Source organism: Paludisphaera mucosa, from assembly GCF_029589435.1.
Classification (GTDB): Bacteria; Planctomycetota; Planctomycetia; order Isosphaerales; family Isosphaeraceae; genus Paludisphaera; species Paludisphaera mucosa.
The window spans coordinates 2,515,043-2,539,487 of the sequence record NZ_JARRAG010000002.1 but is presented as its reverse complement, the minus strand read 5'-3'; the positions used below and the strand labels follow the sequence as shown (position 1 = coordinate 2,539,487).

General features: G+C 70.1%; 22 protein-coding genes and 2 pseudogenes. 18 read left to right on the top strand and 6 right to left on the bottom strand.

What is annotated here, in order from left to right:
- Nucleotides 1-146 precede the first annotated feature (146 nt).
- The 3 genes from PZE19_RS19395 to PZE19_RS19385 all read left to right on the top strand — a co-directional run bounded on the left by PZE19_RS19395 (nt 147) and on the right by PZE19_RS19385 (nt 2,003).
- Complete coding sequence (locus PZE19_RS19395; protein WP_277862263.1) at nt 147-821, top strand: type 1 glutamine amidotransferase domain-containing protein; 675 nt, start codon at nt 147-149, stop codon at nt 819-821.
- Nucleotides 822-951: 130 nt separating this feature from the next.
- Nucleotides 952-1,707: a catalase gene (locus PZE19_RS19390; RefSeq protein ID WP_277862262.1), complete on the top strand. Its 756-nt coding sequence runs from the start codon at nt 952-954 to the stop codon at nt 1,705-1,707.
- A complete protein-coding gene (locus PZE19_RS19385) occupies nt 1,704-2,003 on the top strand; it encodes a catalase (protein WP_277862261.1) in 300 nt (99 codons plus the stop codon). Before PZE19_RS19390 ends, PZE19_RS19385 begins: the two co-directional genes overlap by 4 nt.
- Before the next feature lie 38 nt (nt 2,004-2,041).
- Here PZE19_RS19385 and PZE19_RS19380 read toward each other — a convergent pair whose 3' ends face one another.
- Nucleotides 2,042-2,368 (bottom strand): hypothetical protein, encoded by a 327-nt coding sequence (locus tag PZE19_RS19380; RefSeq protein WP_277862260.1) that lies wholly within the window; start codon nt 2,366-2,368, stop codon nt 2,042-2,044.
- Between the two features lie 246 nt (nt 2,369-2,614).
- Here PZE19_RS19380 and PZE19_RS19375 point away from each other — a divergent pair, with 246 nt between their 5' ends.
- The 5 genes and pseudogenes from PZE19_RS19375 to PZE19_RS19355 all read left to right on the top strand — a co-directional run.
- A complete protein-coding gene (locus tag PZE19_RS19375) occupies nt 2,615-3,328 on the top strand; it encodes an SDR family NAD(P)-dependent oxidoreductase (protein WP_277862259.1) in 714 nt (237 codons plus the stop codon).
- 345 nt (nt 3,329-3,673) lie between these two features.
- A complete protein-coding gene (locus PZE19_RS19370; protein ID WP_438269997.1) occupies nt 3,674-5,209 on the top strand; it encodes a CoA-acylating methylmalonate-semialdehyde dehydrogenase in 1,536 nt (511 codons plus the stop codon).
- A 112-nt stretch (nt 5,210-5,321) separates the two neighbouring features.
- Nucleotides 5,322-6,065, top strand: coding sequence for an SDR family oxidoreductase (locus PZE19_RS19365; RefSeq protein ID WP_368411308.1), 744 nt, complete (start codon nt 5,322-5,324; stop codon nt 6,063-6,065).
- Between the two features lie 100 nt (nt 6,066-6,165).
- A complete protein-coding gene (locus PZE19_RS19360; RefSeq protein ID WP_277862256.1) occupies nt 6,166-6,930 on the top strand; it encodes a hypothetical protein in 765 nt (254 codons plus the stop codon).
- Nucleotides 6,931-7,002: 72 nt separating this feature from the next.
- Nucleotides 7,003-7,851 (top strand): annotated as a pseudogene (locus PZE19_RS19355) (ISAs1 family transposase); the annotation flags it as partial.
- 47 nt (nt 7,852-7,898) lie between these two features.
- Here PZE19_RS19355 and PZE19_RS19350 read toward each other — a convergent pair.
- Nucleotides 7,899-8,837, bottom strand: a pseudogene (locus tag PZE19_RS19350) (ISAs1 family transposase); the annotation flags it as partial.
- Nucleotides 8,838-9,092: 255 nt separating this feature from the next.
- Nucleotides 9,093-10,619 (bottom strand): ISL3 family transposase, encoded by a 1,527-nt coding sequence (locus tag PZE19_RS19345; RefSeq protein ID WP_277864372.1) that lies wholly within the window; start codon nt 10,617-10,619, stop codon nt 9,093-9,095.
- A 718-nt stretch (nt 10,620-11,337) separates the two neighbouring features.
- Here PZE19_RS19345 and PZE19_RS19340 point away from each other — a divergent pair.
- From PZE19_RS19340 to PZE19_RS19300, 9 genes are all read left to right on the top strand, one after another.
- Nucleotides 11,338-11,706, top strand: a complete 369-nt coding sequence (locus PZE19_RS19340) for a hypothetical protein (RefSeq protein WP_277862255.1) — start codon at nt 11,338-11,340, stop codon at nt 11,704-11,706.
- On the top strand, nt 11,703-11,897 hold the full coding sequence (locus PZE19_RS19335; RefSeq protein WP_277862254.1) for a DUF2997 domain-containing protein: 195 nt from the start codon (nt 11,703-11,705) through the stop codon (nt 11,895-11,897). The genes PZE19_RS19340 and PZE19_RS19335 overlap by 4 nt, the downstream gene beginning before the upstream one ends.
- Nucleotides 11,898-11,953: 56 nt before the next feature.
- Nucleotides 11,954-13,444, top strand: a complete 1,491-nt coding sequence (locus PZE19_RS19330) for a Ycf46 family AAA ATPase (RefSeq protein ID WP_277862253.1) — start codon at nt 11,954-11,956, stop codon at nt 13,442-13,444.
- A 47-nt stretch (nt 13,445-13,491) separates the two neighbouring features.
- On the top strand, nt 13,492-14,472 hold the full coding sequence (locus PZE19_RS19325; RefSeq protein WP_277862252.1) for a hypothetical protein: 981 nt from the start codon (nt 13,492-13,494) through the stop codon (nt 14,470-14,472).
- Entirely contained in the window at nt 14,472-14,717 is a 246-nt protein-coding gene (locus tag PZE19_RS19320; RefSeq protein WP_277862251.1) for a hypothetical protein, read from the top strand. The genes PZE19_RS19325 and PZE19_RS19320 overlap by 1 nt, the downstream gene beginning before the upstream one ends.
- Before the next feature lie 98 nt (nt 14,718-14,815).
- Nucleotides 14,816-15,121 carry a hypothetical protein gene (locus PZE19_RS19315; protein ID WP_277862250.1) on the top strand — a complete coding sequence of 102 codons (306 nt, stop codon included), beginning with the start codon at nt 14,816-14,818 and terminating at the stop codon, nt 15,119-15,121.
- A 99-nt stretch (nt 15,122-15,220) separates the two neighbouring features.
- Nucleotides 15,221-16,651, top strand: a complete 1,431-nt coding sequence (locus PZE19_RS19310) for a hypothetical protein (RefSeq protein WP_277862249.1) — start codon at nt 15,221-15,223, stop codon at nt 16,649-16,651.
- 27 nt (nt 16,652-16,678) lie between these two features.
- Nucleotides 16,679-17,125 (top strand): hypothetical protein, encoded by a 447-nt coding sequence (locus tag PZE19_RS19305; RefSeq protein WP_277862248.1) that lies wholly within the window; start codon nt 16,679-16,681, stop codon nt 17,123-17,125.
- Nucleotides 17,122-17,292, top strand: a complete 171-nt coding sequence (locus PZE19_RS19300; RefSeq protein ID WP_277862247.1) for a hypothetical protein — start codon at nt 17,122-17,124, stop codon at nt 17,290-17,292. The genes PZE19_RS19305 and PZE19_RS19300 overlap by 4 nt, the downstream gene beginning before the upstream one ends.
- A 1,028-nt stretch (nt 17,293-18,320) precedes the next feature.
- Here the strand turns inward: PZE19_RS19300 and PZE19_RS19295 are convergent.
- Complete coding sequence (locus PZE19_RS19295) at nt 18,321-18,686, bottom strand: hypothetical protein (RefSeq protein ID WP_277862246.1); 366 nt, start codon at nt 18,684-18,686, stop codon at nt 18,321-18,323.
- A 254-nt stretch (nt 18,687-18,940) separates the two neighbouring features.
- Nucleotides 18,941-20,359 (bottom strand): IS4 family transposase, encoded by a 1,419-nt coding sequence (locus PZE19_RS19290; protein WP_277862227.1) that lies wholly within the window; start codon nt 20,357-20,359, stop codon nt 18,941-18,943.
- Between the two features lie 316 nt (nt 20,360-20,675).
- On the opposite strand from PZE19_RS19290, the gene PZE19_RS19285 reads away from it, so the two are divergent.
- The gene (locus PZE19_RS19285) at nt 20,676-21,596 is read left to right on the top strand and encodes a response regulator (protein WP_277862245.1); all 921 of its coding nucleotides are present in this window, start codon (nt 20,676-20,678) and stop codon (nt 21,594-21,596) included.
- Between the two features lie 104 nt (nt 21,597-21,700).
- Here the strand turns inward: PZE19_RS19285 and PZE19_RS19280 are convergent, their stop codons facing one another.
- Nucleotides 21,701-24,223: a PAS domain-containing hybrid sensor histidine kinase/response regulator gene (locus tag PZE19_RS19280; RefSeq protein WP_277862244.1), complete on the bottom strand. Its 2,523-nt coding sequence runs from the start codon at nt 24,221-24,223 to the stop codon at nt 21,701-21,703.
- Nucleotides 24,224-24,445 lie beyond the last annotated feature (222 nt).

The window sequence follows — 24,445 nt, the reverse complement described above, 5'->3', positions numbered from 1 at the left end:
GGGCTCGATTCTATCCGACCGGGGAAACGAGCACCGCCTTCGCACGACTTAAAGATTGAAAAGACTTCACGGCGAGACGAAACTCGAACGCCTGAGTTTCGGCGACGAGCCGACGATCTCATTTCACGAACTCAGGGATCCATATGATGAAGATCCTCATGGTCCTGACCTCCCACGACACGCTCGGCGACACGGGCCGCAAGACCGGCTTCTGGCTCGAGGAGTTCGCCGCGCCGTACTACACGTTCCTCGACGCCGGGGCGGCCCTGACCCTCGCCTCCCCCAAAGGCGGGCAGCCGCCCATCGACCCGGTCAGCGACACGCCGGAAGGCCAGACCGACCGGACCCGGCGTTTCAAGCAGGATCCCGCGGCCCAGGCCGTCCTCGCGAACACCACGCGCCTCGCCGACGTCTCGGCCGACGACTACGATGCGGTCTTCTATCCCGGCGGCCACGGCCCGATGTGGGACCTGGCCGAGGATCCGACCTCGATCGCCCTCATCGAGGCCTTCTACAACGCCGGCAAGCCGGTCGCCGCGGTCTGCCACGCGCCCGGCGTGCTCCACCGCGTCCGGTTCGAGGGCCGGCCGCTCGTGGAGGGCAAGCGTGTGACGGGCTTCACCAACGGCGAGGAGGAGGCGGTCCACCTGACCAAGGTCGTGCCCTTCCTCGTGGAGGACGAGCTGAAGCGCCTCGGCGGCCTCTACGAGAAGGCGGCGGACTGGGCGAGCTTCGCCGTCACCGACGGGAGGCTCGTCACCGGCCAGAACCCGGCCTCGTCCGGTGCGGGGGCCGTGGCGCTGCTGAAACTCCTGGCCTGAGCGACGCCGGCGGCCGCGATCGCGACGAACGGCCGACCACTTCGAAATCTCAGCACGACGAACGATTCGATTGGAGGAGCATATCGTGTCGCAACTTGTTGGAAAGCCAGAGGGGACCGAGCGACGAAGCGTGATCGGATCGCCGCTGCGATCGACCTTCATAAGCGTCGCCGTCGCGGCCGTCGCGGGGTCCTTCGCCGAAGTCGGCGAAGCGTTCGGCCAGGGCGCAGTCACGCCCGCGCGGATCGTCGATCGGTTCGAGCAGGTCGACGGCGTCCATCCCGGTTTCCGGCGCAATCATGCGAAAGGGCTCGGGGTTTCCGGCGTCTTCGAGAGCAACGGCACCGGCGGCCGCCTTTGCAGGGCCGCCGTATTCGAACCGGGACGCGTGCCCGTGATCGGGCGTTTCTCCCTCGATGGCGGGCAGCCGTACCAGCCCGACAGGTCGACCACCAGGCGCGGCCTCGGGCTCCAGTTCTCGGCGCCCGACGGCGAGGTGTGGCGGACCGCGCTGATCAACTTCCCGCTGTTTCCCGTCCGCACGCCGGAGATCTTCTTCGAGCGGCTGCTCGCGTTCAAGCAGGATCCCGCGACCGGCAAGCCCGATCCCGAACGGGTGAAGGCTTTCGAAGAACGCCACCCGGAATCGGTCGAGGTGCTCAGGAAGATCGCCGCCGAGCCGCGTTCCTCCGGATTCGGCGACACGACCTTCCACGGCCTGAATACGTTTCTCTTCACGAACAAGGCGGGCGAGACGACTCCGGTGCGGTGGATCCTGAGGCCGACGCAACCGTTCGAGGCGGCCGGCGACCCCCCCCCGACAGGAATTACCTGTTCGACGAGCTCATCAAGCAGATCCATCGGGGACCGCTTCGATGGCGTTTGATCGTGATCGTCGGGAGACCGGGCGATCCCACCAACGACCCCAGCATCGGCTGGCCGGCGGACCGCGAGCAGGTGGACGTCGGCTTGTTGACGCTCGATCGAGTCGAGGCGGAGGAGTCCAGCGCCGCAACGGACATCTTCTTCGACCCATTGGTGTTGCCGAAGGGTATGGCGCCTTCGGACGATCCGGTGCTCCGCGTCCGTTCCCCCGTCTATTCGGAATCGCACGCCCGACGCGCCGGGGAGAAGAAGCAGCCGAGCGCGATCTCTCCGGCAGAGGTCAAACAGGGAGAATAGCCTCGGATATCCCGGGTCGCAATCGAAGGCGCGGCCCTTCATCGGCTTCTCCAATCGTCGAATATACATGAAACCTCGATGCGAAGGTCGCGGATCGAGCCGACCGGGATAGCCGCCCCCAGCCCCGAGCCTCGACGGTTCTCTTGGTCACGCTCGCCCTGATCCTTCTGGCGGCCCGTCGCGAGGCCCGTCTTCAGGAGGCGACGGATCGCCACGACGCGCGGTTTTTCGAGCAAGCCGGGCGGTTCGGCGAGCTGCGAACGGACGAGATTCAGGATCAGCGCTCTTCCGACGTCCTGCCCGATTACGGCGGATGACCTTCCACGGAAGAAGAAGCCGGCCCGCATAAGCCGGCTGGAGGCCACGGACATCCTTCCGCCGACATCGGGAGGCGAGATGCCGGGCTGGGCCAAGAGTACCGAGGCGGCCGTCCAGTTCGACTCCGAAGTGGACGAGCCGGATGCGCCGCCCGGGGTCGTGTTCTGGTCCGACCCTTGATCGGAGCAGGAAGGACCGTGTCGGCGTCACGCGGCTTGAGGTCGCCATGTTGATTGCGATCGGTTCTTGGGGCATCAGGATTGCGGTTCGTCTTCAGCAGATGGAGGTCCGCCATGAGTTCATCGCCCAGGGTCGCCGTGATCACCGGCGCGTCGCAGGGGATCGGAGCGGCCCTCGTCCGAGGGTTCCTCGACCGCGGCTATCGGGTCGTGGCCAACTCGCGTTCCATCGAGCTCTCCGACTCGGCGGACATGCTGACGATCGCGGGCGACATCGCCGATCCGGAGGTCGCGGACCGGGTGATCGAGGGCGCCGTCGCGAAGTTCGGCCGCGTCGACACGCTGGTCAACAACGCCGGAATCTTCATCTCCAGGCCGTTCACCGACTACACTGAGGCCGACTTGGCCCGGATGATCTCGGTGAACCTGGCCGGATTCTTCTACGTCTCGCAACGGGTCGTCCGGCAGATGCTCGCGCAGGGCGGCGGACACATCGTGAACATGACGACGACGCTCGTCGGCCAGCCGGTCAAGGGAGTCCCGTCGGTGCTGGCCTCGCTCACCAAGGGAGGGCTGGACGCCGCGACCAGGTCGCTGGCGATCGAATACGCGGATCGGGGCATCCGCGTGAACGCAGTGGCGCCGGGCAACATTAAGACGCCGATGCACGCCGCCGAGACCCTCGCCGCCCTCGCCGCGATGCACCCGCTGGGGCGGATGGGCGAGATCCAGGAGATCGTCGACGCCGTCCTGTATCTGGAGTCGGCCGCTTTCGTGACCGGCGAGACCTTGCACGTCGACGGCGGCGCGCACGCCGGCCATTGGTGAGGCCGAGGGACGGCCTGGATCGAACGGCCCAACGCCGCCGACGACCGAGTGAGGCTCGAACGCCTGCTCCCGACAATCGAGCTGCACTCGACCCCTGGACCGGTGAACCAGGCTCCGCCGGAAACGCAGCATTTCCCTTGAATCTGGTCGACCGGAAAGGAAAGCTCTAATCGGTAGGCGCCAGCGCCGATTTTGAGACGCGAATACTCGAGCTGATGAATCGGGAGGAGCCGAAAGGAGACGGTGCCGATGGGCATGGAAACCGGCCGGCGTCTGACCAGCGATCGCGATCAATTCGTCGGCGACGCCGGCCGTGAGCTGGCTCTTCAGCTTCCGGAGGATTTCATGAGCCCCATCGCTTCCGCCGATCGTTCGCCTGCAACACCCTCGCGTCCGGCTTCCGCGCTGAACCTGATCGGCGGGAACTGGGTCGAGGGCCGCGGGGTGACGAGCCGCGACATCTACGATCCAGCAGACGCGGCCGAGATGCTGGCGCCGGTGCGCGAGGCCGCGCCGGAGCAGGTGGACGAGGCATGCGCCGCCGCCGCCCGGGCCTTCCCCGGCTGGCGCGCCACCCCGGCGCCGGATCGGGCCCACGTCCTGTTCAAGTTCCGGGAGCTGCTGGAGAGGAACTTCTCGGACGTGGCGCACGGCATCGTCCGCGAGAACGGCAAGCTGTTGAGCGAGGCCCGCGGCTCGCTGCGACGCGGGCTCGACGTCGTCGACTTCGCCTGCGGCATCCCCTCGCAGATGATGGGCCAGACCCTGTCCGACGTCTCGCGGGACGTCGACTGCCTCACCTTCCGCGAACCGATGGGCGTGGTGGTCGGCATCCCGCCGTTCAACTTCCCGGCCCTGATTCCCCTGTGGATGATGTCGGTCGCCGTCGCCTGCGGAAACACGTTCATCCTCAAGCCCGCCGAGAAGGCGCCGCTCACCGGCACCAGGCTCGTGGAGATGTTCGCCGACGCCGGATTGCCGCCGGGCGTCGTCGGCGTCGTGCAGGGGAGCAAGGACGTCAGCGAGCGGCTCGTCGCCGACCCGCACGTCCAGGCGGTCTCCTTCGTCGGGACGTCCGCCGCGGCGGAATCGGTCTACCGCACCGCGGCGGCCCACGGCAAGCGCGTCCAGGCGCACGGCGGGGCGAAGAACCACCTGCTCGTCCTGCCCGACGCCGACCTGGAACGCATCCTGCCCGACCTGATCGGGTCGTGCTTCGGCTCCGCGGGACAGCGCTGCCTCGCCGGGAGCGTGCTGGTGGCGGTCGGCGATCGGGCGCGGCAGGACGCGGTCGTCGACGCCTTCCTCCGCGCGGCGGGCGAACTCAAGCTGGGAGACGGCCTGGACGACGCCGCGACGCTCGGCCCCGTGGTGAACCCGGAGCAGGAGAAGCGGATCCGGGCTGCGATCGAGCGAGGGGTGGCGGAAGGAGCCCGGCTTCGCCTCGACGGCCGTTCCCGAACCGCATCCCACAGGCCTCGAGGTTGCTTCCTCGGGCCGACGATCTTCGACGACGTGACGCCGGAGATGTTCGTCGGCCGGGAGGAGATCTTCGGCCCGGTGGTGAGCGTCATGCGCGCCCCGGACCTGGACGCGGCGATCACGCTGACGAACCGCAGCCGATACGGCAACACGGCCTGCCTGTTCACGCAATCCGGGGCGGCGGCCCGCACATTCCGCGAACGCATCCAGGCCGGGATGCTCGGCGTCAACGTCGGCGTGCCGGCACCGATGGGGTTCTTCCCGTTCGGCGGCTGGAAGGATTCCATCTACGGCTATCACAACACGCAGGGCGCCGACGCCGTCGCCTTCTACACGCGGAAGAAAGTGATCACGGAACGCTGGTTCGGCGCCGAGGGGCCGAAGGAGGGATGGGCGTGATCGGACAGCCCGGCGTCCGCCCACGCGATCCTCACCATGACCGAACCGATCCCGATCGTGTGGACCTGTCCCAGTCCAGAACAGAGGCCAGCCCTGCGAGGAGGTGAGGATCATGGTTCGAGTGGCCCTGATCACGGGAGCCAGCCGGGGAATCGGTGCGGCGACCGCATTGGAGCTGGCCGAACAGGGATACCGGGTGGTCGTCAATCACCGCGCCAGTGCACCACAGGCCGAGGAGGTGGTGGCGACGATCGCCGCGTCCGGTGCTCAAGCCGTGGCGATCAAGGCCGACGTCACCGTGCCTGACGACGTCACGGCCATGGTCGATGAGATCGATCGGCGATGGGGTGGGACGGACGTGCTCGTGCACAATGCGATGACGCCGTTCGCCATCACCTCGTTCGCCAAACTGAGCTGGGAACAGCTCGGCGGCAAGCTGGACAGCGAGCTGCGCGCCGCGTTCCTGAGGACGAAGGCCGTCGTCCCTGGAATGATATCGCGCGGATATGGTCGGTTGATCTATATGAGCACGGGGTTGTCGCGTCATGCGCGCGATGGGATGATCACGCTGGGCACCGCCAAGGCGGCCCTGGACCAGTTCGTACGGTACGTCGCTCTGGAACTGGCGCCGCACGCGATCACCGCCAACCTCGTCGCACCGGCCACGGTGGAGGGAACCAGGGTGACCGAGCAATTCACGGCCGAGCGGATGCGCGAGTTCGCCGCGGCAACGCCGATGCGACGGCTGGTCCGTCCCGACGATGTCGCCAAGACGATCGCGTTCCTGGCCGGTGAGGATGCCGGTTTCACAACCGGCCACTCCCTTCCGCAGGGTTACCGCACTATGAAAGGCTGACGCCGTAACGGTTTTCGGCTAATCTGGCCTTCTCCCTCAGCTAGCCGAGGTGCTGCCGCTATCCTGGCGGTGCCTGCCCTCGCACACTCGGGAGAAAGCGATGTTCCTGGAACTGTACCACCCCGCGAGTAGGCAGGTCTTCCGTGGCAAACGTGGCCACGGTTCGGAATACGGGCACGTGTTCGGCGGTGCGAGCGACTACGCAGGCCTGGCGGCTTTCAGCGGCGAGCCGGCGGTCCATCTTCTACTCCGCCTCAACACCACCGATCCGGCCGTCGGCGTCACCATCCCGGGGGTGCAATGGCTCCCCCTACTCTGTGCCATCCGGTACGGGGCCTGCAACCTGGGCTATCGGGTCATCTCCGACCGGGAGGTGAAGATCCTCCACCAAGGCGAAACGAAAGCGTGGGATGGCTTTCCCTACGACAAATATCCGGAGCGCCTTCCCGCTTCGCCGCTCGTGCTCGAGGAACGCGCGTACGACCCGAGCAACCCCAAACACGCCTGCTTCTACGCCGGAGTCTTCGGGTACGACGCCCTCTCGCAGGAGCAGTTCGCCGACCTGGCTCGCTTCGTCGTCGAGGAGGGGATCTTCGACCCTGACATCAGCGATTGGGAGACCCCGGACAGCTATCTCAGGGAAGGTAATTCCCTCCCGTTTACTCAGGGCTCCCCGGTCGATGATTGTCCGGACCCCGGGTGTCGCAACCACGGCCGGGCGTCGTCGCTGCGGACGTTCGCGATTTTCCAGGAGGGCCGTCCCGAGGCGCGGGACCTCTGGGGCCCGAACTGCGGCAGCCTCCAGATCCTCTACCAGATCTGTCCCGCTTGCTCCGCCATCCGAACGACCAACCAATCCGATTGAAGGCATCCCACCTGCCTGGGCCGCGACGCGACAACAGCGAGGGATTCAGCGGCCGTCATCGGGAGGAGCCCCATGCCGCACATGCCTCTCACGGCCGTGTTTGACGACCTGCCCGACCCGCGTCGCCAGACCAAGAACAAGCTCCATCGCCTCACCGACATCCTCGTGATCGCTACGTGTGCGGTGATCGGCGGGGCCGAGTCGTGGGAGGCGATCGCCGAGTACGGGCGGACCAAGGCCGAGTTCTTCCGCCGGTTCCTCCCGCTCGACAACGGCATCCCCAGCCCGGACACGTTCGAGCGGGTGTTCGCCAAGCTCGACCCCGTGTCGTTCGCCGAGGCGTTTGGCCGGTGGATGACGGCGGCATGCGAGGCGAACGGGCTGATCCCCGTTGCCATCGATGGGAAGTCGGCCCGGGGGGCCAAGAGGAACACGGCCACGGGATGCCTGCACGTGGTCACGGCGTGGGCCGCCGAGAACCGCCTGGTCCTCGGCACGGCGAGCGTGGCGGAAGGCTCGAACGAGATCGCCGCGATCCCGGAGCTGCTCCGAACGCTGGACCTCGCCGGGGCCATCGTGACCATCGACGCGGCCGGATGCCAGATCGAGAACGCCCGGATCATCCGCCAGCAGGAGGGGCACTACCTGCTGGCGGTCAAGGACAACCAGCCGACGCTGCGGGTGGCCGTCGAGGCGGTGCTCGACCGTGCCTGTGAGGCCGACTTCGTCGGGGTCCGGTCCGACGGGCACGAGGACGTGGAGGACGGCCACGGGCGGCACGAGGAGCGCTACGTGACGGTCATTCACGACCCGTCGGGGTTACCGCCCGATTGGCCGGACGCGTCGGCCGTGGTCCTGGTGAATCGGGAGCGGGAGGTAGGCGGGGAGCGAACCAGCACCAGCCACTACTACCTGACGAGCTACGCGGGGACGGCGGCGGAGATCGCGGGCTTCGTCCGGGGTCACTGGGACATCGAGATCCCCCAGTGGCCTCGGACCGCATCCGCGAACGCCTCGGCGTCCAGGCGGCGGCTGAGGATTTAATACCGCACGGCGTCGCTCGGCCTGCCGTCGCGCGTCGAGACGTTGATCGCCACGCCGATGGCCGCCAAGTCCGGCCACCGCTCGCGGTCCGGGAGGTCGGCCGGGGCAACGCAGACGTAGTACGACCGATGTTCGGTCCGGCCGTGGCCCTTCTCCTTCGTCTCGTGCCGGCCGACCTTCACGCGGGCGAAGTCGTCCTCCATGTGCCCCAGGAAGAAGTCCTCGACCCCGCTATGCAGCGTCGGCTGGTTGTCCTTCACCGCCAGGACGTAGTCGGCCTTGCGTCCGCGGATCGCCCGGGCGATCTCGACCTGGCAGCCCATCGCGTCGATCGTCACCAGGCAGCCCTCCAACTCCAGCAGGCGCAGCAGCTCGGGGATCGCCGTAATCTCGTTGGACTTCTCGTCGACGACCACCTGGCCCAGGCTCAGCCTGGCGGCCGTCGCCCAGGCCGAGACCATGTGGATCGCCGACTTGCCCGAGGCCCGGTCGAAGCTCCCCCGCAGCGTCTTGCCGTCGATCGCCACGACCTGCCCGGCGGTCGCCTCGTGAAGGGCGGCGATCCAACTCAGCAGGCACGCCTCGAAGGCGCGCGGGTCGAGGGCGCGGAAGATCGCGTTGAAGCGGTCGTGCGAGGGTACGCCCGCCGAGAGGTCGAGGAACTTCGACAGCCAGTCGCGCCGCTCGCGGCCCCACAAGGCGATCGAGACGAAATCGTCGGCACCCGCGACGACGGCGCAGACCGCGATGACGACGACGTTGATCAGCGGATACGTGACCTTGCGGCGTCGCGGATCGGCGAGGCTCGCGAAATGGTCCTGGAGGCGGATGGAAGGGGCAGGATCGGTTCCGGGCGTCGGCATGATCGAGGGTCTCGGCCGGCCTGTCCACCGGGCACCGGCCCGGCCGCCACAGGCCGATCCTCAAGATCTTCGCAGATCACCCATCGTGGCGCAATCGCCCTGACTTCGGCGACGACGATAATCGGTTATTCGTCGTCGCGTGCCATGCCGCACTATCAGGAAATTGCCGCGTCGATACGGTCACCCTGGCCCCGCCGGTGTCACGTGTGAACGGCGGCGGGATAGTGGTTCTCCCGCACTTTCGGTGATCGGGTCCTATCCGGCTGCGAGAACGCGTGCCCGAAGGAGGTCGAATCGGGCCCGCCCGTACATCGACCGCTTGATCGCCTTGAGGCGGTTGACGTGCCCCTCGGTCGGGCCGTTGCTCCACGGCAGCTCGATCCCGGCACGGATCGCCGCCTCGTCCCCGCGCAGACCGCGGGCGAACGACCGCATCTCCGGCACCGACGAGCCCTCGGCCCGGGCCAGCCACCCGGTCAGGTCATCCGGGCGGCGGCCGCGGATGACGGCGGCAAACCCCTCGGTCAACTCCAGCGACTCCCGCAGCGCCTCATCCCCCTCGCGCAGCGCGTCGAGGGCCCGTTGCCCGTCCTCGGGGCGGTCGCTCGGCCGGATCACCGCAAGGGCCGCGAGCCGGCGCGGCGAGGGCGTCTCGGCGCGGGGAGCGTCGGTCGCCGGGGCCGCCGCCGGCGGGGCCGCGCCCCGCTCGCCCTCGATCCGCCGGACGTACTCCCGGACCGTGCTGATCGCCCCTCTGTAGCCCTTCGCGAGCAGCTCGCGGCGGATCTGCCGCGCATTCCGGCACCCCTCGTCCAGCCGTCGGAGGATGTGGCCGGCGAACCGGTCTAGCCGGCTCGGCCCCCGGCGGCCGGGCCGCCAGTCGGGGCACGCTTCGGACCGGACGTAGCGCTCGACGGTCCGGTAATGCACGCCGACGGCGCGGGTGATCGCCCGCAGCGACGCCCCCTCGCGGTGGAGCCGCCGGACCTCCTCGAATCGGGATCGCCGCGCCTCCTGGTTCGCGGACCGCCCCGCCTCCGGCCGGCTCGCCGGCGGGTCGGATCCACCACCCGGCTCCGGGCTACCGGTCGCACCGCCCGGCAGCTCCCGGATCGCCCTCGATCGCTGCTGCAGGGCCCGCTGAAGGGCCTCCCGGATGTTCTTGAGCAGGTGCCACCGGTCGGCCACCTGCACGGCGGCCGGGGCGGCCTCGCCGGCAGCCAGGGCGTAGGCGTTGGACCGATCCCGGGCGACGACCTCGATCCCGGGGCGAGCCCGCAGCCAGGCGGACAGCGTCGTCGCCTCGCGGTCGGGGAGCAGGTCGATGACGCGGCGGGTCTCCAGGTCGACCAGGATCGTGCCGTAGCGGGCCCCCTTTCGGAATGCGAAGTCGTCCACGCCGAGGGCCCGGGGGGTCGTGGGCACTTCGCGGGACCGGAGCCTGACCCGGCGTAGCAGCGTGTCGGGGCTGGCGGACATCGCCAGGCGGCCGGCGAGACGAGAGCCGGCCTCGCCGCCGAGGGCGTCGCCGATGGCCTCCTGAGCGTTCCTGAGCGACTCCGTCGCCCTCGCCCGGGATCCCGCGAGGCCGGGAAGTCGTTCGGCGAAGATGCGTCTCGGGCAGGTCTCGACCGTGCAGACGAACCGCCGGACCGTCAGGAGCAGCCGGACCTCACTCCCCCGGCAGGGCAGGTCGGCCAGCCGTCGGACGTACCGGCTGCGGACCCGCGGGGAGGAGCAGCCGCAGGTCGGACATGCGGCGGTCGGCGAGGTCGGCGTAATGTGGGCGATGATCGAGTCGCCCTCGAGGGCGAGGTGGTCGAGGCGGAAGCCCTCCGGTAGGAGGAAAGAGGGGCCGGACGATGTCAGCGAGAAGCTCCGCGATTGATCTCACCGAAGACGACCGTCGCCTTCGGGCCATCGGTGATACGCGACTCGGCCACCGAAAGTGCGGGAGAACCGTTTTCTCACCGCCGTTCACATGACCGCATCCCTGGCCAGCATGGATCTCGCTGCTCGCTCGGGCGGCAGGCGGTCGGTGCGGACGAGCGGCCATCCTCGACGCAGGAAGACTCGACGTCGAGTCCCAGAACGATCGGTTAAATCGCTTTGAGCTCGGCGAAGCCCGGCCCTTCCGGCACCTCGCCGTGGGGCCGTACGGCCGAGGCGAGTCGGCCCCCCGGGAGCAGGTCGTCCTCGTCGGAGCGGCGAGCTTTCACATCCGGGGGCTCGCGACCGACCTCCGTCGGCGGAACAGGGGGCCGCCCCGTCGCGACGATGGACCGGCTCCGTCTGCCGACTCGGAGCCGAGAGGGCAGGGGGGCCATGAACGTCCTTGCATGGCTCGATCGCTCGTGGAGCGGCGTTGGAGACGTCGAGAAAGTCGACGTCACTGAATTTCCGCCGATATCGCGTCATAGACCCATGCCGAAGGACTTAGCCTTGCCCGCCGGGCGAGCCGATCCGACGCCTTGCTTCACTTACTTCGAGAGGGTGATCCGTGAGCCACATCGTGACGATCATGACCCAGCTGCGCGACCCGGCGGCGGTCGCGGCCGCCTGCCGGCGGCTCGGCCTGGCCGAGCCGGTGCAGGGCGTCGCCAAGCTCTATTCCGGCGAGGCCGCCGGGCTGCTCGTGAGGCTGCCCGGATGGCTCTATCCGGTGGTGGTCGACGCGGCCGCCGGCCGGGTCCGCTACGACAACTTCGACGGGGCCTGGGGGGCGCCGGAGCACCTGGACCGCCTGGTCCAGTTCTACGCGGTGGAGAAGGCCAAGATCGAGGCGAGGAAGCGGGGCTGCAGCGTCGTCGAGCACGCCCTGGCCGACGGCTCGATCAAGCTCACGATCGCGGTCGGGGGTGCGTCATGAGCAAGACCATCGAGATCGTCGTCGATTCCAAGGGCGGGGCGACGGTGCGGACGAAGGGCTTCGCCGGGGCGGCTTGCCGCGAGGCGAGTCGGTTCGTCGAGCAGGCCCTGGGCCTCAGGACGGCCGAGACGCTGACGGCCGAGTTCCACCAGGGCCTGCAGGCCGCGCCGCGGCTCGAGCAGTCCACCTGACGCCGCCCCTTCACACTTCTCCACCCCACTTCACCTTCACCATCGAGGAGAATCCGATGACGCTCGCCGAGCGCCTCGCGGAGCACGTGCGCGCCTGCTTCACCGGCCTGTGGATCCGGTCGGCCGAGCACCAGGACGCCCTGGCCGAGATCGCCGACCTCTGCCGCTCCGAGGGCTGGTCGCTGGCCGCCTGGGACGTCGACGGCGGGCTGCGGGCCCTCGCCGGCGCGGCCGTCGCCGGCGTCGACGCCGCCGACCCGCTGACGGCGATCCGGTCGCTGGATGCCATGGCCGCGCCCGACGGCGCGGCGCTGCTGGTGCTCGTCAACTTCCACCGCTTCCTGGCGAGCCCCGAGGTCGTCCAGGCCCTCGACGCGCGGATCCATTCGGGCAAGCAGGCCAGGACCTTCGTGGTCGTGCTGTCGCCGGTGGTGCAGATCCCGGTCGAACTGGAGAAGCAGTTCGTCGTGATCGAGCACGACCTGCCCGGCCTCGGCCAGCTCGAGGCGATCGCCCGCTCGATCGCCTCCGAGCCGGGCGAGATGCCCGAGGACGAGCTGGGCCGCGTCCTGGACGCGGCCGCCGGGCTCACGCGGTTCGAGGCCGAGGGGGCGGTCAGCCTCTCGCTCGTGCGCCACGGCCGGGTCGCGGCCGGGCCGCTCTGGGAGCTGAAGTCGGGCGTGCTCAAGAAGTCCGGCCTGCTGACGCTGCAGCGCGGCGGCGGGACGTTCGCCGACCTGGGCGGGCTGAGCGCCCTCAAGGCGTTCTGCTCGAAGGCCCTTCGGCCCGGCCGCGAGGCAGGCGTCGGCGCCCGCGGGATCCTCCTGCTGGGCGTGCCGGGCACGGGCAAGTCGCAGTTCGCGAAGGCGCTGGGCGCCGAGACGGGCCGGCCCACGCTTTCGCTCGACGTCGGGGCGCTGCTCGGGTCGCTCGTGGGCGAGACCGAGCGGAACGTCCGGCAGTCGCTGCGGATCGCCGACGCGATGGCGCCGTGCATTCTGTTCTGTGACGAGGTCGAGAAGGCCCTGGGCGGCGCGGCCTCGGGCTCCCACGGCGACTCGGGCGTCGGCGCCCGGCTGTTCGGCTCGCTGCTGACGTGGCTGTCCGATCATATGTCGGACGTCTTCTTCATCGGCACCTGCAACGACGTCTCGAGGCTGCCGCCGGAGTTCAGTCGGGCGGAGAGATTTGACGCCGTCTACTTCATCGACCTGCCCGACGCCCGCGAGCGGGAGCTGATCTGGCGGCTGCACTCGGAGCGGTTCGGGCTCGACCCCGCCCAGCGCCGTCCCCGCGACCAGGACTGGACCGGCGCCGAGATCCGGGCCTGCTGCCGGCTCGCGGCCCTCCTCGACGTCCCCCTGGTCGACGCGGCTCTCAACGTCGTGCCGGTGGCGGTCACGGCCGGCGAGTCGGTCGAGCGGCTGCGGTCGTGGGCCTCGGGCCGCTGCCTGGCCGCCGACCGGCCCGGCGTCTACACGCGCGGCGGGTCGACGCTCGACGGCCCTCGCCGCGAGGTCCGCCGGGGCGCGCCGTCGGATAACTGATTGTCACTTTCGCATCCCTCCATTTCTTCATCACCACCGGAGTCGCCATGACCACCTTGCTCAACCTCGCCGACGGGCCGCCCGCGGCCCCTCCCGACGACCTCGCCGCCCCGGCCCGACGGTTGCGAACCGAGACGGCCGCCGCCCGCGTCTCCTTCACCTGGCTGGGCACCCGCAAGGCGCTCACCGCCCCGCAGCGCGACCGCGCCGCCGAGGCCTTCGACGCCGAGGGCTCCTGCCTCAGCGCCGGCAAGCGGCTGCTCGACGTCGGCCACCCCGCCTTCCGCGCCGTCACGGCCGTCCGGGGTCGCATCCGGTCGTACTGGCGCGAGACGTCGCTGCCCTTCCCCGAGCCGGGCGTGCGCCTGATCCGCAAGAACCAGGTCGACGACTTCGCCCGCCGGATCGTCGACTTCCAGGGGGAGCTGGACGAGGCGGTCGCCGAGCTCGACCGCCGCTACGGCGACCTGCGGCGGGCCGCCGCCGAGCGCCTGGGCAGCCTGTACGACCCGGCCGACTACCCGGCGACGCTCGTCGGCCTGTTCGCGGTCTCGTGCGACTTCCCGTCGGTCGAGCCGCCCGAGTATCTGTCGCGGCTCAGCCCGGCCCTGTACGAACGCGAGCGGGCGCGGATGGAGTCGCGGTTCGAGGAGGCGGTCGAGCTGGCCGAGCGGGCGTTCGCCGAGGAGTTCGCCCGCCTGGTCGAGCGCCTCGCCGAGCGGCTCGACGGCGTCGGCGACGACGGCCGGCCCAAGGTCTTCCGCGACTCCGCCGTGGACAACCTCTGCAACTTCTTCGACCGCTTCCGCGCCCTGAACGTCCGCAGCGACGCCCAGCTCGACGAGCTGGTGGATCGGGCCCGGTCGGCCGTGCGGGGCGTGGGCCCGAGGGACCTGCGAGAGGCCCCTGACCTGCGGCGGCGGGTGGCGACGCAGCTGTCCCGGGTGCAGTCGGCGTTGGACGGGATGCTGGTCGAGCGGCCCCGCCGCCGCATCCTGCGGCAGGCGGCCGCTCCGGGGGACGCCTGATGCGGCTGATCGTCGACTCCCGCGGCGTCGTCCGGGCCGTCTACGCCGAGGCCGTCGACCTGGCGGCCCTCGGCCGCCCGACGATCGCCCGCGCCAGCCATGTCGAGCCCGACGCCGAGGGCCGCTGGACGGCCGACCTGAGCCCCTCCGGCGGCCCGACGCTCGGGCCGTTCGCCCGTCGCAGCGAGGCCGTGGCGGCCGAGCTCGCGTGGCTGGAATCCAACCGGCTCGCGCCCCCCTGCTGATCGCGCGCCGCGCGTGACCGACCAAGACCCACCAGACCCCAAGCCGCCGGGCGCGTCGTGCGGCCCGGATCCGTCCTCCCACCCATGAGGAGCCACCCGTGACCCAGTCCCAGCTCGACCGCACCGTCTCCCGCCGCACCGGCGAGCCGCTCGCCGTGATCCGCCGCCTCGGCTTCCAGGCCCGCTCCGGGCGGCCCGACGACCTGGAGGCCGAGGACCTCCACCTGGCCGTCGACTGCCCGTTCTGCGGCGGCGGAGTCGCCATGATCACCGGCCCCGCCGGCCCGCGCCCCCTCGCCGAATGCTGCGGCTGCGACGTCGAGTTCGAGTTCGCCGCCGCCGACGTCTACGCCGCGGGCCCCGGGCCCGGGAGGCGGCCCCACCGCCGCGTCCACGCGGCGTAGCGGGCCGTGCGGCGGGCGAACTTCGAGGCCCGCCCAGCCGAGGCCACGCCGAATCGATCAACGTTAATCAATAACATGCCATGTATGGAGTCGACCGCTATGATCGTCCTGACCCGTCGCGAGGCCCGCCGCCTGCGGGCCGTCCTCCGCCGCCGCACCCTGGGCCTCGCCCGCAACGGCCCGGCCCCCCCGGTCACCCTCCAGGCGGCCCCGACGGGCGGCCTGCTCGTCCGACTGCACTTCGACCACCTGGCCGTCGAATGCCTCCTGGAGGGCGACGGCCGGGCCGACGGGTCGGTCATGATCCCGATGGAGGCCCTGGCCGACTTTGAAGGCCGCGACGAATCGCCGGTGACCCTGGAGTCCCCCTCGCCCGGACGCTCGACCGCGCACTGGGACGACCGGGGCGTCCCGCAGTCCCGCGAGTACGCCGTCCCGGACGTCGCGAAGCAAGCCTTCCCGGAGGTGCCCGCCGACCTCGTCGAGCGTCCACCCGGCCTCCTGGAGGCCCTGTCCGAGGCCGCCCAGACGGCCGGAGAGCGGTCGGCCCGCCACGCCCTCGACTGCATCCTGCTGCGGGGCTCGACCTCGGAGGTGATCGCCACCGACGGCCGGCAGGTCCTGGTCCAGGGGGGCTTCGGCCTGCCCTGGGACGACGACCTCCTCGTACGCGCCGTCCCGCTCTTCGCGTCCAAGGCCCTGCCGCGCGACGCCCCCGTCGCGATCGGCCGGACGGGGTCACACGTCGTGCTGAGGGCCGGGGCCTGGACGCTGCACCCGGCGATCCAGGCCGACGCCCGATTCCCGCACGTCGAGCACGCCGTCCCCGACCCGGGTTCGGCCTCGACCCGGCTGGCGATCGACCCGGGCGACGCCGCGTTCCTGGCCGCCGCGATCGACCGCCTCCCCGGCGGCGACGATCCGCACGCGCCCGCGACGCTCGACTGCAACGGCCGCGTCGCCGTGCGGGCCCGCGCGTCCGGCGGGGGGCCGACGACCGAGCTGGTCCTGGCCCGCTCGCGCTGCGCCGGCGAGCCGGTCCGGCTGCACACGAACCGCGAGTACCTGGCGAGGGCTTTGCGACTCGGCTTCGACGAGGTCCGCCTCTTCGGCCCGGACGCCCCCGCGCTCTGCCGCGACGGCCTCAGGTCGTTCGCCTGGCAGCCGCTGTCGAAGGAGTCGGCGATCGGCCCGTCCGACGACGCCGTGGTCGTCGAGCCCGCCGGGGCGGATCGGACCGAGAAGAGGAGGTCGGCTCCCCTCACGTGCGAACCTGCCCCGGCCCCCGTACCTGAGCCCGCCCCGGAAGGCTCGGCCGGCGTCGCCTCCGCGCTCCAGGAGGCCGAGGCGCTCCACAGAGCCCTCGCCGACGCCCGGTCGCGCACGGGCCGCCTGATCGCAGCCCTGCGTCGCGACCGGAGGCGGTCCAGGCTCGTCGCCTCGACCCTCCGCTCCATCAAGGAGCCGCGGCTCCATGAAATCGCCGGGGGTAGCCCCGGCTCGACCGACCAACTCATTCACCGATTTTGATATATCATCCGGGGGGCCTTCACCGCCATGAAGCTGACGATTGGATACAGCAAGAAGATCGGCCTGGCTGACTACGGGTCGTTCGGCGCGACCTGCGGCCTGGAGGTCGAGCTGCCCGACCCCGACCCTCACGCCGCGGCCGGGGCGTTCGATCGGAGGGCCCGCGCCGCCTTCGCCGCCTGCGCCGGCGCGGTGCAGGAGGAGCTGGACCGACGCCGGGAGGACGGCGCCGTCGCTCGTCCCGAAGCCCGCCGCGGGCGACGCATTCGGCCCGCCACCGTCTCGCAGCTCCGCGCCCTCCGGGCCGCCTGCGACCGTAGGAGCCTCGACCTCTCAGGGCTCGTCTCGGAGCGGTTCGGCGTCGACGGCCCCGAGGCCCTCTCCGTCGTCGAGGCGAGCCGACTGATCGCCGAGCTGCGGACGCCGTCCTCCGCACCGCCGAGAAAACTCCAGCCGGGAGGCGACCGCCCTTGAACGCCCGCAACAAGCTGAACGTCGCCTACGTCAACGGCTGCCTGCTCATCGCCATCTTCGTCGGGGCCGCGGCCGGAAGCTGGCACGCCTTCCTGCTGGCCGCCGCGGCTCTGGCGGCGGCCGGCGTCGCCAAGGGCGACATCCGCCTCCGCCCCCGAGGCCGGTGATCGAAGAGATCGCGCCAGCCGCGGCTTCGGCCGCGGCTGGGCACTCCCTCTCCTTTTAGCCGTCGATGCACGAAGGCTCGGCAAGGCCGCGTGGAGATGAAGACGCCCCCCCGCGGCCGAGCATCGGCATGCAACTCTTCCGATGGCGACGAGATGGCCGGGCGATCCGCGCGTCCGCCTCGGCCTGGGCGACCGTCGTCATCCGGACGAGCCGTTCGGCGTGGACCCTCGGGACGTCGAGGCGACGGTCGTCGTCGCCATGTTCGGGGGGGCCGTCGGCCTGCATGGCGACGCCTCGGATCGCCGCGACCTTGAACATGCCCGAGGAGGTCCGAGGCGTCCACTCCGCGGCGACGGGCGGACCGTCCTCTCGATCGACTCGGCCGTCCCGACGGCCGTCGCAGCCCTAACCGAGAGCAAGATCGTCGTCGACTCGACCGCCCTCAAAGCGGAAGGTTCCGACGCGACGGCGCGGGGCTACCTGATCGCCGTATGGAGCGGTCGGTCGGCGATCGATCACGCCGCGACCGAGCCCGGGCCCGCGAGTCGATCGGGCCGAACCGAGAGTTCGGCCGCAGGGAGGCGCCGCGCGCCGTCACCCCGTCGGTGATCCGTCCAGGGCGCGACTCGCGGCCGAGTTGGGCCGGCCGGCCTGTCGCGGGTCTGGTCGACGAGCGGCGTTTTGGGCGCTGTTGAGGAGCGAGCCGGAGAGGCTCACGATCCTGCGGTCGGCCCGACGGACGTAGGAATCCAGGCCTCGCCCCACGAACGATTCAATCCGACCGCATGGGGCGCATGAATCGCGAAAAGCCCTGTCACGCCAGCATCCGGTCTGACCGAGCGCCGGTTTCGTCGGCCCGGTCCATCGCGAGTGTTGAACGAGGATCACGCGTACCTGGAACGGCAGGACCTCAGGCCGCGATGCGACCCTCGACGAGATAATGTGGTCTGGCGGTCGTTGTTACATGGGACATGCTGGCCGGCAGCCGGAGGCAAGCCGCTCCGGCGAAGCGAGCCTGACGAGCGATTCAATCACAACCCATCTCGCACGCGATCTCCGCCACCTCCTCGTGTGACACGGCTCGGACCGTCGCGGATTCATTCACCAACTCGGGCGGTATCTCGTACCAGTGGAGAGTGTCGAGCCCGTCGAAGGGGCACTTCACCCACTCCTTGTCCTCGTTCATGATTTCGATGGAGGCGTCTATCCAGAAAGCTTCCAGTTCGTCCTCATTAAGCTCAAGATTCAGTTCGAGCAGATGCCTGCCCATCTCACCCATGGAATCGAGGTATTTCGACACCCAGACGTCGCCTCTCGGCCCTGCCTTGAAACCCTCGGCGAGGAGCTTGTCGACCGCGTCTTTCGTGGTCCTGTGGTTGAGCGTGATCGCCATGGCCTGCTCCCCTTCCGTCAAGGCGCCGCTCGAGCCCGGTGGGCTCGACTCCGGGGCTGCCGGAATTGAACCGACGAATTGCCGTCTTTATGGTAAGGGGCAGGGCAGGTGTGACGACGGCCAACCAGCTGAACCTCGATTCCTGGACCGAAAACCTCGCATGATCGGGGGCCTGCCACGGAGCAGCCCAGGCAGGATTTCGCATCCGGCCAGGATGAGCCCGAGAATGCGCCGGTATGCCGGACGAATGGCACTTAGATTTTGCTAGCTCGTTTGAGGATCTGGAGCTTGATCTCCTTCCGCGGTCGCTTCAGCTCTTCATACCCCCTCGGCCCCTTCTTGGTCATGCGGGGCTCGAACCGGTCGGGTCGGTCGCCGACCCGGTGCACGGCGATGGCCCGCAGCAATCGCTCGTAGAGCGCCGCAAGCCGGCCCGCGCCGCGGCCGGCCGGGTCGGCGAGCTGCGGCCGGAACGCCTCCAGCACCTGCAGCGACGCCTTGAAGCTGATCGAACGCGGCGCCACCCCCACGCCGGCCGCCGCCTGGGCCATGACCGTGCGGATCAGGTTGTACGCCAGGACGTGGGCCCAGATCTCCTTGCGAACAAGTTCCGGGGTCTTGCAGCGCAACCTGTCCATCTGGAGCGTGATCTTGATCGACCTCAGGTCGAGCTCGTTATTCCACCGGGCCCGGTACAGCCCGGCCAGTTCCTCCCGGCTCGCCTGCGCCGGGTCCAGCAATGTCGTCACCACCACGATCGACCGCGTCCGGAACCCCGGCTGAACGACGCGGAAGCGGGTCTCGCGCACGGTGATCGAGCCGGGCAGCTCGTTGTAGGTCTTCCGGTCCACCGAGCGGATCGAGGTCGGCTTCTTCCAGACGACTAGGTGGTCGTCCTTGCCCAGGCGGGCCCCCTTGCGGAAGTCGGCCCGGCGATGAGCCGAGAGGCGGCTGACGGTGTCCACCCCGCGTTCCTTCAGCAAGTGCATGCCGACCCAGCCCGACATCAGGCGGTCGCCCAGCAGCACGTCGCCGGGGCGGAGCACGTCCCACAGGCGCCGCAGCAGGCTGACCTCGCCCTGGCCCTTGCCGGCATAGCGGCAGACGCCCAGGTCGAGGATCGCGCCGCAGGACAGCGAGATGATCGCCCCGATGCGAGCCGGGGCGAAGCTCGTCCCGGGGACCTGGTTGTAGGCCAGAGGGTACTCGCGGCGGTTCTCCGCCGTGTCGGGCATGGAGACCGTCGAGCCGTCGAAGAGGCAGACGCGGCGGCCCTTCCAGAGCCACCGCCGATCGACCCGGGCGTCCAGCGACTGCCCTACCCGGCGGGCCACGGCGGAGAAGAAGCCCTCGGGCAGTCGCTTCCTCGCCTGGCAGTACGCCCCGGTCTCGGAGCTGCAGGGCGGCAACCCCCGCGCGGCGCGATCGGCGACCAGCCGCGCGACGGCGGCGCGGCAGGAGTGGTCGGCGTTGAGGGCCTGGCCGAGGAAGACCCAGAGCGTCACCAGCGGGGTGTAGATCCGGTCCTTCCAAGTCGCCTTGATCTCGCGGAGGGCCTCTTGGAGGCAGTCGGCGGTGAGGACGTCGGTGAACGGGAGGCCGCCCTCCTGGAGGAACTGGCGGCGAAGGGCGTCGACCTGATGGCGGAGGTGACCGTTGGAGGGTAGTCGCATCGCTCGGCCCCGGAATGGTGGAGGATGAATCCCTTACCCATCGGAGCCGGATCGCCGGCAGATTCCCATCCTGCTCTCGGCGTAAAGCTTACGGAAATCTACGTGCCATTCGTATGCCGGACCGAAGCGCGCAACTGCTCGCGCCGCAGGTCGGCGAGCGACTTCCGAACCCGCGTCCGACGGGGCGTGATGCACTACCGGGTCGACTGGCGGTACGAGGCCAGTATAATAGGCCTCAAAACCAACTACGCGTCCCGTATGGACGTAGCGAATCCGGGCTATCCCGGCACCGACCGATTCCCGGAGGAGGCCGAAGATGGCGCGCGTGCTCGTCGTCGAGGACAGCCCCACTCAGGCGGCGGAGATCCGATTCCTGCTGGAGGATGCCGGGGTCGACGTCGACCTCGCCGGCGACGGCTACGCCGCCCTGGCCTCGCTGCAGGAGGGCCTCCCGGACCTCGTGGTGACCGACCTGCAGATGCCCCGCATGGACGGATTAGCCCTGGTCGAGGCCGTCCGGGGAAGATACCCGATCGTCCCGGTCGTCCTCATCACGGCGCACGGCAGCGAGGAGGTCGCGGCGCGCGCCTTGCGCTGCGGGGCGGCCAGCTACGTCCCCAAGCGGGACCTCGCCCGGGACCTCGCCCGGGTCGTCCATCAGGTCGTTTCAATGGCCGCGCCCGCCCCCGGGCAGGAACGGATCAGCGACAGCCTCGACGAGGCGCGATCCCGATTCACCCTCCCGAACGACGAGTCGCTCGTCGCGCCGCTGGTGCGACGCCTCGAAGGGGCCGTCTTCGAGATGGGCTTGTGCGGCCGGGCCGAGCTTATCCGCCTGGCGGTGGCGCTGCGCGAGGCGATCGTCAACGCGATCGATCACGGCAACCTGGAACTCGACTCCGAGCTGCGTCAGGACGACGAACGGGTCTACCACAGTCTCGGGCGGGAGCGCCGCGAGCAGTCGCCCTATCGCGAGCGACGGGTCCGGATCGACGTCGGCCTGACGCGCTCCGAGGCGACCTTCACGATCCGCGACGAGGGACCGGGCTTCGACCCTTCGACGCTCCCGGACCCGAGCGACCCGGCGAATCTCTGCCGCATCGGGGGCCGCGGCGTGATGCTGATCCGTACGCTGATGGACGAGGTCCGGTTCAACGAGAAGGGCAACGAGATCACCCTCGTCAAGCACCGCCGGGCGCCGGGCCAGGTCGACGAGGGTGGTCCGGCGGATCGTTGATCCGAGACGAGTCGCGAGTCGTGCGGGACGTCGACGACGACCTCGCCGGCTGCGGCCCGATCCCGCCGGCCATGGCTCGGCATAGACGTGGGGCGACCGCCGACTCAAGGGCGAGGCTGCTGGAAGGGCGCGGGCAAAGCGGACAGCACGCCCGCAAGAGCCGCATTCAGCTTCCGGATCTCTTCTTCCAACCGACCGTACAGCTCCATCGCGCCCGTCAGCTCACCGGCCTGGCCGAGCGATTCCAACCTCTGGGCGTTCTCCACGACGGCCGGCGCCCCGAAGAGGCCGACCGCGCCCTTGAGCGAATGGGCCGCCAGCTTCAGCCCCGTGGCCTGGCCGCCCGCGATGGCCGCCCGCAGTTCGGCCATGAGCCCCGCCGACTCGTCCCGGAAGACCTGGATGATCGTCCGCAGCCGGTCCTCCCGGCCGCCGACCCGGGCCAGGAGGGCCGTCCCGTCCACCACGCCGGCCGGCGTCCCCGCGGGGAGGAGTTCGGCTCCGGCCTCGGCGGGGGCGACCGGACGGCCCGCCTCCGGCCCTCGGGGATCTAGGACGTCGGCCGGCGCGAACGAGGCCAGGGCCAGGTACAGCTCTTCGGACCGGATCGGCTTGGTGACGTAGCCGTCCATGCCGGCTTCGAGGCAGCGCTCGCGGTCGCCCTTCATAGCATGGGCCGTCATGGCCACGATGGGGACGTGCCCCCCGGTCCCTTTCTCGCGGTCGCGGATGTGGGCCGTCGCCTCGAAGCCGTCCATCTCGGGCATCTGGACGTCCATCAGCACCACCTGGAACGACCGCTCCGCCAGGGCGGCCAGCGCCTCCTTGCCGTTGCGGGCCGTCGCCACGGTGTGGCCCCACCTCTCCAACAACGTCTCGGCCAGGAGCCGGTTGGTGGCATTGTCTTCGACGAGCAAGATCGACAAGGCGCCCGGTCGCGAGGCCGGGCCCGGCCTCGGGCGGCGATCACGCCCGATCGGCCCCGCGGTCGCGCCGTCCGGCGACCCGTCGAGGGCCTTGATGATGGCGTCCAGGAGCTCCGACTGCTTGACCGGCTTGGTGAGGCAGGCGGCTATTCCCATCTGCCGGCAACGAGCGGCGTCATGCCGCCGGTCGGCGGACGACAGCAAGATCAGCGCCGCCCCGGCCAGGTCCGGTCTCCGCCGTACCTGCTCGGCGAACCGGTAGCCGTCGACCCCCGGCATCATCACGTCGGACAGGACCAGGGTGAACGGCGCCCCCGACTCGGCCGCCCTGCGCATGGCCGCGAGCGCATCCTCCGCGCCATCGGCCAGTACGGGCCTCATGCCCCAACGCGTCAGGATTTCGTGGAGCACCATGCGGTTGGTGGCGTTGTCGTCCACGACCAGCACGCCCAGGCCGCGGAGGCCGGCGGGGTCGGGGTCGGCCTCCTGCGTCCCCGCCCGCCGGAGGGCCAGGCGGGCGGTGAAGCGGAAGACGCTGCCTCTGCCGGGCTCGCTCTCGAACCAGATGCGGCCGCCCATGAGCTCCACGATCCGCTTCGCGATGGTCAGCCCCAGGCCTGTGCCGCCGAACCGTCGCGTCGTCGATGCGTCCGCCTGGGTGAAGGGCTGGAAGAGTCGGCATCCCTCGTCCGGGGGGATGCCGGGGCCCGTGTCCGACACCGCGAACGACAGATCGACGAGCTCGCCGGTCGCGGCTGCCCGATCAGTCGGGCGGACGGACAGGACCACCTCGCCGCTCGCCGTGAACTTGATGGCGTTGCCCACCAGATTCATGAGGACCTGGCCCAGGCGCCCGGGGTCGCCCGCCAGGGCGTCGGGGACCTCGGCGGCGACGTCGCAGGCCAGTTCCAGGCCCTTCGCGTGCGCCCGGAGGGCGAGGGACTTCAGCACGTCCCCCAGCCGGTCGCGCAGCGAGAAAGGGATCGTTTCCAGCTCGACCTTCCCCGCCTCGATCTTGGAGAAGTCCAAGATGTCGTTCACGATGGTCAGCAGCGAGTCCGCCGAGCTCTTCACCAGCTCCAGGTAGCGCCGTTGCTCCGGGGTCAGGTCGGTGTCGAGGGCCAACTCGGTCATGCCGAGGATGCCGTTCATCGGCGTGCGGATCTCGTGCGACATGTTGGCGAGGAAGTCGCTCTTGGCCCGGTCGGCGGCCTCGGCCAGCGCCTTCGCCTCGCGCAGCGTCGTCTCGGCCTCCTTCTGGGCCGTGACGTCGGCGTGCACGCCCACCCATTCGCGGATCGAGCCGCGATCGTCGACGATGGGCACGGCGCGGACCAGCATGTTCCGGTACGCGCCGTCGTGCCGGCGCAAGCGGTGCTCGACATGGTACAGGGACCGGCCGGCGACCGCCTCCGACCACACGCGCGCCGTATTCGGCCGGTCGACGGGGTGGACCGCGTCGAGCCAGCCCCATCCCCTGAGCTGCTCGAAGGGCTGGCCCGTGAAGTCGCTCCAGCGGGGCTGCTCGACCTCGAACTCGCCCGAGGCCGGCGTGTTCCACACGATGGCCGTGGTGGCCTCGACCAGGGAACGGTAGCGCCGCTCGCCGAGACGCAGGCCCTCCTCGTCTCGCCGGCTCCGATCGACCTCCCTCCTCAGGGCCTCATTGGCGGCTTCCAGTTCGACCAGCTGCTCCCGCATGCCCTCGTCCACATCCCCGAGCATCGATCAGCACTCCCGGATCATCGATCGGCCGTCGGTTGCGACGGACGGAAACCGCATTGAACTCACATGCCAGGCCTCAGGGGCGACCGAAGCGATCGGCCCTCGGCGCGGGCCCGGCCCTGATCGAACTGGACAGCCCGGGATCGCGAGACCGTCTCGATCCTGCTCTGGGTCGTGACCCGGCCGGTCGCCTCCGAG

Coding starts and splice junctions, on each gene's coding strand:
- PZE19_RS19395 (WP_277862263.1), top strand. CDS start 147: ATGAAGATCCTCATGGTCCTGACCTCCCACGACACGCTCGGCGACACG.
- PZE19_RS19375 (WP_277862259.1), top strand. CDS start 2,615: ATGAGTTCATCGCCCAGGGTCGCCGTGATCACCGGCGCGTCGCAGGGG.
- PZE19_RS19370 (WP_438269997.1), top strand. CDS start 3,674: ATGAGCCCCATCGCTTCCGCCGATCGTTCGCCTGCAACACCCTCGCGT.
- PZE19_RS19365 (WP_368411308.1), top strand. CDS start 5,322: ATGGTTCGAGTGGCCCTGATCACGGGAGCCAGCCGGGGAATCGGTGCG.
- PZE19_RS19360 (WP_277862256.1), top strand. CDS start 6,166: ATGTTCCTGGAACTGTACCACCCCGCGAGTAGGCAGGTCTTCCGTGGC.
- PZE19_RS19335 (WP_277862254.1), top strand. CDS start 11,703: ATGAGCAAGACCATCGAGATCGTCGTCGATTCCAAGGGCGGGGCGACG.
- PZE19_RS19330 (WP_277862253.1), top strand. CDS start 11,954: ATGACGCTCGCCGAGCGCCTCGCGGAGCACGTGCGCGCCTGCTTCACC.
- PZE19_RS19325 (WP_277862252.1), top strand. CDS start 13,492: ATGACCACCTTGCTCAACCTCGCCGACGGGCCGCCCGCGGCCCCTCCC.
- PZE19_RS19320 (WP_277862251.1), top strand. CDS start 14,472: ATGCGGCTGATCGTCGACTCCCGCGGCGTCGTCCGGGCCGTCTACGCC.
- PZE19_RS19310 (WP_277862249.1), top strand. CDS start 15,221: ATGATCGTCCTGACCCGTCGCGAGGCCCGCCGCCTGCGGGCCGTCCTC.
- PZE19_RS19305 (WP_277862248.1), top strand. CDS start 16,679: ATGAAGCTGACGATTGGATACAGCAAGAAGATCGGCCTGGCTGACTAC.
- PZE19_RS19295 (WP_277862246.1), bottom strand. CDS start 18,686: ATGGCGATCACGCTCAACCACAGGACCACGAAAGACGCGGTCGACAAG.
- PZE19_RS19290 (WP_277862227.1), bottom strand. CDS start 20,359: ATGCGACTACCCTCCAACGGTCACCTCCGCCATCAGGTCGACGCCCTT.
- PZE19_RS19285 (WP_277862245.1), top strand. CDS start 20,676: ATGGCGCGCGTGCTCGTCGTCGAGGACAGCCCCACTCAGGCGGCGGAG.
- PZE19_RS19280 (WP_277862244.1), bottom strand. CDS start 24,223: ATGCGGGAGCAGCTGGTCGAACTGGAAGCCGCCAATGAGGCCCTGAGG.